This window comes from Rhizobium sp. P2_G9, from assembly GCF_056403475.1.
On record NZ_JBFUFK010000022.1, the window covers coordinates 53,412 to 65,865 of the forward strand.

The following is a 12,454-nucleotide window of genomic DNA, read 5'->3' on the forward strand; positions in this document are numbered from 1 at the left end:
GCTCAGACCCCGAAATATGCCGATTTGATTGCCTGCTGGGACAGCGTGCTCGAAGGCCCTTCCAGCGATATCCGCCCCTCGCGGATACAGTAGACGTGACGGCTGGCGGCAACCGCCTGCAGCACGTCCTGTTCGACGATGACCACGGCCGTGCCCTCGGCGGTAATTGTCGGCAATCGCGCGAAGATATCCTTGACCACGATCGGCGCCAGCCCGAGGCTGATTTCATCGCAGAGCAGCAGTTCGGGATTGGACATCAGCGCCCGGCCGATGGCGACCATCTGCTGCTGGCCGCCGGAAAGCAGATGGCTCGGCTGGTTGCGCCGCTCGCGCAGGATCGGAAACAGGTCGTAGACGCGGTCTAGCGTCCAAGGCCCCGGCCGCTTCAACTGGCCGCCGATCTGCAGGTTTTCGAGCACGGACAGCGACGAGAACAGGCGGCGGCCTTCCGGCACCATGGCGATGCCGCGCTTGACGAGCTGCGACGGCCGGCTGCCGCCGACAGCGTCGCCGCGAAACCGGATCATCTGCCGCTTCGACGACACGAGACCGGAAATCGCCTTCAGCAGCGTGCTCTTGCCGGCGCCGTTCGCGCCGATCACGGCCACGAGTTCGCCGGCAGCCACCGCCAGCGAAATACCGTAAAGGGCCTGGAAATCACCATAAAACGCAGTCAGCCCGTCGACTTCGAGCAACGCCATTCCATCCTCCAATCGGTCGCGGCCGCAACCGAAGTCCTCAATCTCCCGCCGGAATGCCCATATAGAGCTCGACCACGCGCGGGTCGCGCACCACATCTTCGGACGCACCATTGGCAATGATGTCGCCGCCCGCCAGCACGGCGACGCGATCGACCACGGCCGTCAGCGCATGGACGATATGCTCGATCCAGATGATCGAGACGCCGGTTCTCCTGATCTTCCGGATCAGCCCGATCAAAAGCTCGCATTCCGCCTCGGTCAGGCCGCCGGCCACCTCGTCGAGCAGCAAAAGCCGCGGCTGGGTGACCAGCGCGCGGGCAAGTTCCAGCCGCTTGCGGTTCAGGAGCGTGAGCTTGCCGGCCTTCATGTTGGCGACATTGCCCAGCCCAACCTCATCGAGCACCTCGCCGGCGCTCTGGTAAAGCTCGCGCTCGCTCTTGCCGCGCGAAAACGCGCCGGCAACGACCAGGTTTTCGAAAACCGTCATCTTGCCGAAAGGCTGCGGCACCTGGAACGACCGGGCAATGCCCATCCGGCAGCGATGCGCCGCCGGCAGGCGGGAAATATCCTGCCCGCCGAAGATAATCTGGCCGGAATCGAGCGATTGCGTCCCGGTGATCAAGCCGAAGACCGTAGTCTTGCCCGCACCGTTCGGGCCGAGCATGCCAAGCGCCTCGCCTTCGGCCAGGTGAAGGTCGAGGCCGTTGGCAATGACCACAGCCCCGTAGCTCTTGTGCACGCCTTTGAGCGTCAGGATATCAGCCATTCAGCACTCCGGCCCGCCATTCGAACCCCGCCTCAGGCAAGCGGCAGCAGCTTGGAGGTGACAGGGATATTCGGAAACCCGGCATTGCCGATGATTTCCATCTTCCACTTGCCGCCCTGCTTCTGCCACTGGCCGGTAACGACAGGCGTCGCGCAGACGTTCTTCACCGGTTTGCCCGTCCATTCCACATGTCCGACGATCGTATCCAGCTTCGTCGCCTTGATCGCCGCGAGGATTGCTTCCGGATCCTTGACGCTTTCGGAGCGTTTTAACACATCGACGATGACCTCGAACAGCGCATGCTTGAAGCCGATCGGCTGCGTCCAGGGACGGTTCGATTTGGCCTCGTAGGTGTCGCAAAGCTGCTTGGCGCTGACGCCGGTCAGGCTGGACTTGTACGGATGATGCGGCGACCACCAGACTTCGGATGTGACGCCCGCGGCCGTGTCGCCCAGCGATTCAAGCGCGGACGGAAACAGGAAGGCCTTGCCGAGCGTGACCACTTTGGGCTTGTAGCCCTGCTGCGCGCATTGCTGCCAGAACGTGCCGAAGTCGGGCGTGAACAGATTGCCGGTGACGATTTCGACGCCGGCCTTCTTGAAGGCGGCGATCTGCGGGGTGAAATCATTGCCGAAGGGCGGAAACTGGCCGGGATCGACGACCTGCATGCCCGCCGCCTTGATGGCCGGAATGAAGGCATCATGCCAGGAATTGTCGTCCTGGGCATTGTTGAACAGGGTGCCGACGATCTTGTTGGTCGACTGTGCCTGCCAGACACCGATAAAGCTCTGCAGCACTTCCTTCAGGCCCCAGAAGAAGTGGTAGGTCCATTCGAAACCCTCATTGCCCGGATTGCGGCCGTAGTAATAGGATTCCCAGGGGTCGTCCGAGGTGACGCAGGGCACGCCGTTGAGCTCGGCGACATCGGCAATCGGATTGCAGTCGATCGAGCCGCTACAGGCCGACAGAATATCCACCTTGTCCTTGAGCACCAGCTCGTTGGCAACTTCCGCGGCGCGGCTGGTATCGGTCTGGCTGTCCTTCTGGATGATCTGGACCTCATAGGTCTTGTCGCCGATCTTCAATCCCGGTTTCAGGAAATCGCGGATCTGGCCGATCATATAGTCGTCGGCTTCGGCAAAGCCTGCCATCGGCCCGGTGCGCGGGCTGACATGGCCGATCTTGATCACCTCGTCGGCAGCCCTCAGTATCGAGGGACTGAAGAGTGCCGTGCTGGCCGCCGCGGCAGCGCTGGTCTTGAGCAGCGTGCGCCGTGACAATCCGCCAATAAAAATCGACAGGCCGTTTTTTGATGTCTCCGTCATAGACCCCTCCCAGGTTCTAATGCAATTCTTGGGCACATATGTGCCCGATGTCGCGGGTTCCTTGCGGTTCGCGCACCCAGAAACTTTCGATGACCGATCGAGATTGCCCTGCATCCAGCCGCTCATATTCAGCGACGCGATCCGGAAAGGTTCTGGAAATTCAAACCGCTCCTCCAATAGGATTGCATTATTTCCACCTCGCTTTCGCAGTCCAATGACATATTGAGCGCTCGCCATAAGGAATTCTAATGGCCCCGGAAAACACCGGCGGCGCAAGCGTTTGCAGCGATTGTGCGACGATATTTCCGCTGTCTTTCCCGGCTCTTGCATGCGGAAAACACGGTGCCATCCAGCTGGACAGTGCCCCTGGAAAGCCTTGAACGCAAAGCACCATTCGGGACATTCCTTTTTCTTATGTGAGCCGTTTCAAAAAGCATTTGAACGGCTCCGAAGGGGCACCTAACGATGTCACAGGCTGGCGAGGTCTTGTCCCGCCTGGCGACCAAGAGCCATTGGGCGAGATGGCCTCTGGCTGGCAACAATTGGGAAAAACGGCATGGCATTGATGACGGGTGGGGAGGCAATCGTCGCAGGACTTTTGCGTCATTCCGTGGAGACGGTCTTCGGCCTGCCGGGCGCACAGATCTATGGACTGTTCGACGGGCTCTATAAGGCGAGCGACCGGATCAAAGTCATCGGCGCACGGCATGAGCAGGGCTGCGCCTATATGGCGCTCGGCTATGCCCGCTCCACCGGGCGGCCGGGCGTCTATTCCGTGGTCCCCGGACCCGGCATGCTTAACACCTCGGCCGCCTTGCTGACAGCCTATGGCTGCAATGCTCCGGTTCTCTGCCTTACCGGCCAGGTCCCCACCGCCTATTTCGGCCGCGGCCGCGGCCATCTGCACGAGATGCGCGACCAGCTCGGCACGATGCGACACTTGGTGAAATGGGCGGACCGCATCGAAAATGCGGCCATGGCGCCGGCGATGCTGGCGCACGCGTTCCATGAGATGACATCCGGACGACCGGGACCGGCGGCGCTGGAAATGTTCTGGAACCGCTTTACCGAGACGATGGAGGTGGAGGTCGACACCCCCTCCCTGGCACCTTTCGCGCCGCCTGTCGATCTCGGCCGCATTGAGGAAGCCGCCGCACTGATCCGCAACGCCACCGCGCCGATGATCTTTGTGGGCGGCGGCGCCGTCGACGCTTCGGCCGAAGTTGCCGAACTCGCGGAGCTTCTCGGCGCGCCTGTGGTCGCGCTCCGCAACGGCCGCGGCATTGTCGGCGAAGACCGGGAACTGGGCGTCAATATCGCTTCCGGTTTCCCGCTATGGAAGGATACCGATCTTCTGATCGGCATCGGAACACGGCTGGAAATCACCGGTTGGCGCTGGGGAAAATCTCCTGCAGGACTGAAGACCATCCGCATCGACATCGATCCCGTGGAGGCTCGCCGTTATCCAAGCGATATCGATATCACCGCCGACGCCTCGGTTGCGACGCGCGCGCTGCTGGCTGCGGCACGAAAGACCGTCCGAAGCCACCCGGGACGGCGCGATGCCATCCGCCGCGCGAAGGAAGAAACGGGACGCGCCATCCAGACGGTCCAGCCACAGATCGATTACCTCAGGGTCATCCGAGATGTGCTGCCGCGCGATGGTTTCTTCGTTGACGATCTGTCGCAGGTCGGTTTCGCCTCCTGGTTCGGCTTTCCGGTCTATCGGCCGCGCAGCTACATCTCCTCCGGACACCAGGGCACGCTGGGCAGCGGTTTCGGCACCGCGCTGGGTGTCAAAGTCGCCAATCCGGACAAGGCGGTTATTTCGGTCTGCGGCGATGGCGGCTTCATGTTCGCCGTGCAGGAACTGGCGACTGCCGTGCAGTACAATATCGCCGTTGCCGTGATCGTCTTCAACAATGCGGCATTCGCCAATGTCCGGCGCGACCAGCAGATGCGCTTCGAGGGCCACGTCATCGGCGCGGAGTTGGTGAATCCCGATTTCGTCAGGCTGGCGGAGAGTTTTGGCGTCAGCGCAAGCAGGGTCAAATCTCCCGACGAACTCAAGCCGGCTCTGGAAAAAGCCCTTGCCGCCGACCGGCCGGTGCTGATCGAAGTCATGGTCGAGCGGGGCTCGGAAGCCAGCCCCTGGCCGTTCATCGATCACTGAAAAGCCGTGGATGAAATCGATGAATTTCGGCAGAGTGAATGATGCAGAGTGGCCAGCTTGATCGATAGACGATATCCCGATTTCGAGAGCATGCGGGCCGGCGCCAGAACGCGCCTGCCTCGCTTGGCCTTCGATTTCCTCGATACAGGCGCGGGGCGTGAGCTTGGGGTCCAGCGCAATGCTGCCGCGTTCGACGATATCGATCTCGTTCCACGCTATGGCGCAAGCCCCGCAGATGCCGACGTAACCGTGACGCTCTTCGGCAGCAGCTATTCCATGCCCATCGGCATCGCGCCGATGGGGCTTGCGGCACTTGCCTGGCCCGGCGCCGACGAAATACTGGCACGATGCGCGCAGGCGGCCGGCATACCCTATGTGCTTGCCACCGGCGCATCGATGAGCATCGAAAAAGCCGCACGCCTCGCGCCCGACAGTTTCTGGTTCCAGCTCTACCAGATCCCCGGCAATGAGGGTTCCGTGGCCCGCGACATGATTGCGCGAGCCGACCACGCCGGTGCGCACGTGCTGGTGCTGACCGTCGACAGCGCCGCCAGATCGAAACGGCCACGCGATATCCGCAACGGCCTCGTGCCGCCCTTCTCTCTGACGCCGAAAATGACGCTGCAGGCGCTCGCGGCACCCGCATGGCTCGCGGCCGTCGCCCGCACCGGCCTGCCGCGCTTCGAAAATCTGCTGCCTTACCTCGGCAGTGAAAAGGGGGCGTGGGCCTCGGCCGCATTTGCGGTTCGGGAAATCACCGGCACCTTCTCCTGGGACGATATTGCCCGTATTCGCGATCTCTGGCCGAGGGCATTGGTGGTCAAGGGCATGACGCATCCGGAAGACGCCGAACGCGCGGTGGCCGTTGGCGCCGATGGCGTGTGGATATCCAATCATGGCGGGCGCGTGTTTGACCCGAGCCCGCCCACCGCTGCGGTGTTGCCTGCCATTGCCGAGGCAATCGGCAAGCGCGCCACCATATTGCTCGACAGCGGCATCCGCGATGGCATCGACGTCGTGCGTGCTCGCGCGCTCGGCGCAACAGCGGCCTTTGCCGGCCGGGCTTTCCTGTTTGCTGTTTGTGCTCTCGGCAAACGCGGTGGCGATCACGCCGCCGCACTGTTCCGCAACGACATCGTCAATGCATTGAAATTCATGGGAGCGGCGGATCTTGCCGCACTCGACAGTGCGGCCAGCGGGCTGCAATCCATCGTCAGGGGGCAGAGATGCAAATAGAGGCAGCGATTGCGCGTGGCATCGGCCAGGACTTTTCGATCGAACAGGCGACCCTCGAAGAGCCGCGGCCGAACGAGGTGCTGGTCAAGCTCGTTGCCACCGGCATCTGCCATACCGACATCTTCATGCGCGACCATCAGATCTACCCGATCCCGCATCCGGTCGTGCTCGGCCATGAAGGAGCCGGCATCGTCGTGGGCACCGGCATCGGCGTCTCTAAAATCAAACCGGGCGATCATGTCGTGATGACGGCCGGGTCATGCGGCCATTGCGCGAGCTGCAACATCGGCAAGCCGAGCTATTGCGAGGAATTCAACGAACATAACTTCCACGGCTCGCGGCCGGATGGCAGCAGTCCGCTGTCGCAGAATGGTCGGCTGCTGCACTATTTCCAGTCTCAGTCCTCTTTCGCCAGCCACGCCGTCGCGACCGAGGAGAATGTGGTGAAGATGCCGCCCGATGCCCCGCTCGACATGCTGGGACCGATCGGCTGCGGCGTGATCACCGGCGCCGGTGCGATCATGAATTCCATGGCCGTCGGTGCCGGCGCCTCGGTCGCGGTGTTCGGAACGGGCGCCGTCGGCCTATCCGCCGTCATAGCGGCACATCTGGTCGGCGCAAGCACCATCGTCGCTGTCGATCTGGTCGACAGCCGCCTGGAACTCGCAAGAGAGTTAGGCGCCACGCACACGATTAATTCCGGGCGGCAGCCCGCGGCCGACGCCATCATGCAGATCACCGGCGGCAAGGGGCTCGACTATACGCTCGACACCACCGCCAACATGAAAGTCCTGCGCCAGGCGATGGACGTGCTCGCCATGCGCGGCACCTGCGGTTTCGTTGGCGGCGCGCCGAAAGGCATGGAAGTCTCAATCGATGTCGAGCATATCATGACCGGCGGCCGCTCGATCCGCGGCATCATTCTCGGCGACAGCAATCCGGATGCGTTCCTGGTCAAGCTGGTCGACCTGTTCTTGAAAGGCCGCTTCCCGATCGACAGGCTCATCACCCATTACGACTTCCGGGACATCARCCGTGCCGTCGCCGATGCACTGAGCGGCAGGGTGGTGAAACCGGTGCTGCGTTTCTGATCGCCGTGCGCAAGGGAGAACAACAATGACCGAATTCGACCAGGCTGCGATCGACGGATTGGCCAGCCGCCCGCTCGGCAAGGCGTTTTGCCTGCTGGACGGCAAACAGGTGGAAGCCGCTTCGGGAAAGCGCCGACCGATCCTGTCCCCGATCGACGGGCGCGTGCTGACCAGCATGCCCGACTGCGACAGGGCCGATGTCGACAGTGCCGTCGCCACGGCACGGCGCGTCTTTGAAGCGCGGACATGGTGCGGCATGCCGCCCAAGGAGCGCAAGAAACGCATGGTCCGCTGGGCAGAGCTGATGGCGGCCGAACAGGCATCGCTCGCCGTGACCGAAACGCGCGACATGGGCATGCCGATCATGATGGCCTATAACCTCGACACCGGCTTCGCCGTCGATACGATCCGCTGGTATGGCGAGCTGGCCGACAAGCTCTATGACGAGATGATCGCGCTCGACGATCACGTTACAGCCTATATTTCCCGCGCGCCGCTGGGAGTCGTTGCGGCGATCCTGCCGTGGAACGCGCCGGCGATGATCGGCGCCTGGAAGATGGGACCGGCACTGGTCACCGGCAATTCCGTGATCGTCAAGCCGTCCGAGGAAGCGTCGCTCGTGGTGCTGCGCATGGCGGAACTGGCGCTCGAAGCCGGCATCCCCGCAGGCGTGCTGCAGGTGGTCACGGGCGGGGCCGAGGTCGGCCGGGCGCTCGGCGAACATGAAGATATCGACTGCCTGACCTTCACCGGCTCCGGAGGCACAGGCCGGGCGCTGATGCGCGCCTCCGCCGACAGCAACCTCAAGCGTGTCAGCCTGGAGCTCGGCGGCAAAAGCGCCAATATCGTCATGGCCGATGCGCCCGATCTCGCCATGGCCGCTGACGTCGCCGTCGGTTTCATGTTTTCCAACCAGGGGCAGGTTTGCGAGGCGCCCTCGCGGCTGCTTGTCCAGAACGGCACGGACCAGTCCTTCCTCGATCGTCTGGTCGAAAAAGCCCGCGCGCTCCGCATCGCCAATCCGCTTCAGATCGAGACCGATCTTGGGCCGGTGATCCATGCGAGCCACCATGACAGGATCGTTTCCCGCATCGCAACCGCCGTCGAAGATGGCACAAACCTCTTGCTTGATGGCAGAAATGCCACGGGTCTGGCGGGCGGCAGCTATCTGGGCGCGACGATCGCCGACCGGGTCGATCCGAAAAGTGCGCTGGCACAAGAGGAAATCTTCGGGCCGGTGCTATCGGTCATCCGCTTCGATACCCTGGAAGAGGCGATCGCTATCGCCAATGCCACCCGCTACGGACTCGGAGCAAATCTCTGGTCGGCCAATATCGACGATGTCGCTTATGCCACATCGCGGCTGGTGGCGGGCAATATCAATGTCAACGGTGGCACGGGACCGGTGGTGGAAATGCCGTTCGGCGGCTTCAAGCAATCCGGCTTCGGTCGTGACCGATCGATGCATGCGGTCGACCTCTATTCGGACCTGAAGAATGTGGTCGTGCGGCGTTCGGAACGGGCCTCCGGCTGATCGTCCTACGATTGCTTGACCGGCTTTCAGCCCAGGTATAACAATTTCTTATGGGTTGGAATGAGCATTGGACTTGGTATGCGACACCGAAATACAATGATGCATTCCAGACTGCTGATCCTCTTCCTGACAACGGCCGAACATCTCAATATCACGGCGGCCGCCAAGGTTCTCAACCTCACCCAACCGGCGCTGACACGCAGCATCAAACAGCTTGAAATCATTCTCGGCGTGACGCTGTTCGAGCGTCTGCCGAGCGGCGTGGCGCTGACCCGCCAGGGCGAGATCCTTGCCCGGCGCGTCAAGCTGATGGAGCTCGAATACCACCATGCATTGGCGGAAATCAGCGCGCTCGAAAAGGGCATGGTGGGCACGCTCAGGATCGGCGCCGGCCCGGTCTGGATCACCACGTTCCTGCCGCCGGTGATTGCCGCCTTCCATGCGCAGTTTCCCAAGGTCAAGGTCGTGTTGAGCAGCGGTGTCATCGACACGCTCGTCCCGGCTCTGATGAACGGCGACATCGACCTCGTCTGCAGCACGCTGGATTTCCCGTCGCAGGCGGAGATCGTCAAGGAGCCCTTGGTCAAGATCCAGCATACGGTCGTGGCCCGCTCCGAGCATCCGCTGCTGCAATTGCCGGTGGCGACGGCACAGGATCTGGCACGCTATCCCTGGCTGGTGCTGGCAAACGACCATGTCGGGACCAGCCGCATCGGTTCCTATTTCGTCGCCAACGGCATCGAGCCACCGACGATTGCCGTGGAGACGACATCGATCGGCCTGTTCAAGATTCTCAGCGAGGGCGATTTCCTCGCCCATTTCCCCGAACAGATGCTGGTCGATGCGGAAAAATACGGATTGAAGGAAGTCTCGCATGAGGGGACCTTCTGGGAGGCGGAAGCCGGCATTGCCTATCGCCGCACGCCCAACCCAGTACGGGCTCTGGACAGTTTCATGGCGATCCTGCGCGCCAGGCTTTCGGCCTGATTGCATCTGCTTTTCATCGCGAAGGCATCGGATGGCCGTTTCCCGCTGCATGCAGCCATAAATAGTTTGCATAGCATCAAGCGGCCTTTTGATTTGCGCCACAAGCCGCATGCCGCCATCCTCAAACCGTTCCTGCAGCACAGGAAATCACCAAAACAGAGCATTCGCAGCGCCGGCTCGACCGGCTGGGGAGGAATCATGTCCGGCGTACAGGAACCCGAAACCGGGCTTCTATTCTATGAGCTCAGCCATGTCTGGGGCCACGGTGTCCCGACCTTGCCGGGCTATGACGACGTGAAAATCTTCCGCTCGACGACGCATGCCAAGAACGGCGTCATGGCGCAGCGCATCCGCACCATCATGCATACCGGAACCCACATAAATGCCCCGCGCCACCTGATCCAACGCGGCATCGGCGTCGGCGAGATCGCGCTCGATCGCTCTTTCGGTCCGGGCGTGGTGGTCTCCATCCCGAAAAGTGAATGGCAGCAGGTCACCGCTGCCGATCTCGAAGCCGCCTCGCCCCGCATTGAGGCCGGCGACATTGTCGTCATCGTCACCGGCTGGCACCGCAGATACAGCGACAGTATCGACTATTTCGGCCATAGCCCCGGTCTTTCGAAGGATGCGGCGGAATGGCTCGTCGCCCGCGCGGTCAAGCTCGTTGCCGTCGACACGCCACAAGTGGACCATCCGCTGGCGACGTCGCTCGGCAACCATCGCAACGGTCCGCAGATGAAACGGCTGCCCAAGGCCTACGAGGCTGCGACCAGCCGCTCGACAGCGGAAGACTTCCCCACCTGGAACGTCGCCCACCGCATCCTGCTCGATGCCGGCATTCCGACGATCGAGAATGTCGGCGGCGATATCGACGATCTCATCGGCCGGTCTTGCGTGTTCCAGGCCTATCCCTGGAATTGGCATGAGGGCGATGCCTGCCCGGTGCGTTTCGTCGGCATTGTCGACACGCAGGGCAATTACCGGATCGAATCCGGCAAAGCGGCGTAAGGCGAGGCAAGATAATGACCTATGCAGCAAAGACATCAGGCCTGCAATTCTACAACCTGTCCGCCCGCTGGGGCCACGGCATGCCGGAATGGCCATCGGCCCCCGGCATCAACGTGCTGACGCATCAATACCACGCCAATCACGGCATCTATGTCAACGAGTTTGAAGGCATCATGCATCGCGGCACGCATATGGATGCGCCGCTGCATGTGACCGAGAACACGCCGACGCTGGCCGGCTATCCGATCTGGCGGTTCTTCGGCACCGGCGTCGCCGTTTCCATTCCCAAGGGCAAATGGGGCGTCATCACTGCCGACGACCTGGAAAAGGCAAGCCCGGCAATCCGCAAGAACGACATTGTGATGATCAATACCGGGACGCATCGCATCCTCGGCGACACCGACGACTACTATGCCTATTCGCCCGGCCTCTACAAAGAGTCAGCCGAATGGCTGGTCGAGAAGGGCGTCAAGATGGTGGGTGTCGATGTCCAGGCGCTCGACCACCCGCTCGGCACCAAACTGGTCGACCATGGCCCCGGCCCGTCGCATCCGCATCTGATGGCCGAATACAAACGCGAAACCGGCCGCGACGTGATGGCGGATTTCCCTTACTGGGAGATCGCCCACAAGACGCTGATGGTCAAGGGCGGCATTCCCGGCATCGAGAACATCAATGGCGATCTCGACAAGATCACTGGCAAGCGCTGCACCTTCATGGCCTTCCCGTGGCGGTGGCCGGAGGGCGAAGGCTGCGGCGTGCGGGTCGTGGCGATCATCGATCCGGACCAGACATTCCGCTTTCCGGGCGCACAGGGAGCGCGAGCATGATCAGCGAAGCGCTCAGGAACCCGAAATCGCTGTTTGACGTCACCGGCAAGATTGCTCTGATTACTGGGGCATCCGGCTCGTTCGGCCGCGCCTGCGCGCTGGCGCTCGGCGCAAGCGGCGCGAAACTGGTGCTGGTCTCCGGCTCGGGCGGGGAACTCGACGGCATCGCAGCCGAGGCGGCCGAGTTGGGCGCGGACTGCAGAACCGTCGTCGCCCGCCCGGATGATCTGGAGAGTGCCAGGCATATGCTCGAGGTGGCGATCGCGGCGTTCGGCCGGGTCGATATGCTGGTCATCGCCTCCGGCTTCAACAAGGCGGGCTTCATCCAGGACCAGGACTATGAAACCTGGCAGAGCGTCATGGACGCCAATGTCCGCGGCGCCTGGCTGATGGCCAAGGCCGTCGGCACCTATTGGATCGAAAGCAAGATCAAGGGCAAGATGCTGCTGATGTCGTCCGTGCGCGGACGGCACGGCAATATTTCCGGCTATACCGCCTACTGCACCTCGAAGGGCGCCACCGACGCCCTGACCCGGGTGCTGGCGACTGAATGGGCCAAGCATGGCATCACCGTCAACGCCATTGCGCCCACGGTGTTTCGCTCGAAACTCACGGCATGGATGTGGAGCGAGGACGAAGTCGGCCAGGCGACCAGAGCGCGATCACTGTCGCGCATCCCGCTTGGCCGGCTGGGCGAGCCCGAGGATCTGATCGGCATGGCGCTCTACCTGCTGTCGCCGGCTTCCGATTTCTGCACCGGCCAGATCATGTATGTCGACGGCGGCTATACGGCGGGGTAGCGG

At 62.4% G+C, this 12,454-nt stretch carries 11 protein-coding genes; 8 read left to right on the forward strand and 3 right to left on the reverse strand.

The annotated features are described in order from the left end of the window. Positions 1-2: 2 nt before the first annotated feature. The 3 genes from AC1DYF_RS19235 to AC1DYF_RS19245 are packed head-to-tail and all read right to left on the reverse strand — an operon-like array spanning position 3 to position 2,792. The gene (locus AC1DYF_RS19235; protein ID WP_477878359.1) at positions 3-701 is read right to left on the reverse strand and encodes an ABC transporter ATP-binding protein; all 699 of its coding nucleotides are present in this window, start codon (positions 699-701) and stop codon (positions 3-5) included. A 37-nt stretch (positions 702-738) separates the two neighbouring features. After that, positions 739-1,467, reverse strand: a complete 729-nt coding sequence (locus tag AC1DYF_RS19240; RefSeq protein WP_477878360.1) for an ABC transporter ATP-binding protein — start codon at positions 1,465-1,467, stop codon at positions 739-741. A 32-nt stretch (positions 1,468-1,499) separates the two neighbouring features. Continuing rightward, positions 1,500-2,792: an ABC transporter substrate-binding protein gene (locus tag AC1DYF_RS19245; RefSeq protein ID WP_477878361.1), complete on the reverse strand. Its 1,293-nt coding sequence runs from the start codon at positions 2,790-2,792 to the stop codon at positions 1,500-1,502. Between the two features lie 556 nt (positions 2,793-3,348). Here AC1DYF_RS19245 and AC1DYF_RS19250 point away from each other — a divergent pair. From AC1DYF_RS19250 to AC1DYF_RS19285, 8 genes are all read left to right on the forward strand, one after another. After that, a complete protein-coding gene (locus tag AC1DYF_RS19250) occupies positions 3,349-4,965 on the forward strand; it encodes a thiamine pyrophosphate-dependent enzyme (protein ID WP_477878362.1) in 1,617 nt (538 codons plus the stop codon). A 57-nt stretch (positions 4,966-5,022) separates the two neighbouring features. Beyond that, a complete protein-coding gene (locus AC1DYF_RS19255; protein WP_477878363.1) occupies positions 5,023-6,201 on the forward strand; it encodes an alpha-hydroxy acid oxidase in 1,179 nt (392 codons plus the stop codon). Continuing rightward, positions 6,192-7,292 (forward strand): NAD(P)-dependent alcohol dehydrogenase, encoded by a 1,101-nt coding sequence (locus tag AC1DYF_RS19260; RefSeq protein WP_477878364.1) that lies wholly within the window; start codon positions 6,192-6,194, stop codon positions 7,290-7,292. The genes AC1DYF_RS19255 and AC1DYF_RS19260 overlap by 10 nt, the downstream gene beginning before the upstream one ends. Before the next feature lie 25 nt (positions 7,293-7,317). After that, complete coding sequence (locus AC1DYF_RS19265; RefSeq protein ID WP_477878365.1) at positions 7,318-8,826, forward strand: aldehyde dehydrogenase family protein; 1,509 nt, start codon at positions 7,318-7,320, stop codon at positions 8,824-8,826. A gap of 96 nt (positions 8,827-8,922) precedes the next feature. Continuing rightward, the gene (locus AC1DYF_RS19270; RefSeq protein ID WP_477878366.1) at positions 8,923-9,813 is read left to right on the forward strand and encodes a LysR family transcriptional regulator; all 891 of its coding nucleotides are present in this window, start codon (positions 8,923-8,925) and stop codon (positions 9,811-9,813) included. A gap of 198 nt (positions 9,814-10,011) precedes the next feature. Beyond that, on the forward strand, positions 10,012-10,821 hold the full coding sequence (locus tag AC1DYF_RS19275; protein WP_477878367.1) for a cyclase family protein: 810 nt from the start codon (positions 10,012-10,014) through the stop codon (positions 10,819-10,821). A gap of 14 nt (positions 10,822-10,835) precedes the next feature. Beyond that, the gene (locus AC1DYF_RS19280) at positions 10,836-11,651 is read left to right on the forward strand and encodes a cyclase family protein (RefSeq protein ID WP_477878368.1); all 816 of its coding nucleotides are present in this window, start codon (positions 10,836-10,838) and stop codon (positions 11,649-11,651) included. After that, positions 11,648-12,451, forward strand: coding sequence for an SDR family NAD(P)-dependent oxidoreductase (locus tag AC1DYF_RS19285; protein ID WP_477878369.1), 804 nt, complete (start codon positions 11,648-11,650; stop codon positions 12,449-12,451). Before AC1DYF_RS19280 ends, AC1DYF_RS19285 begins: the two co-directional genes overlap by 4 nt. Positions 12,452-12,454: the final 3 nt, after the last annotated feature.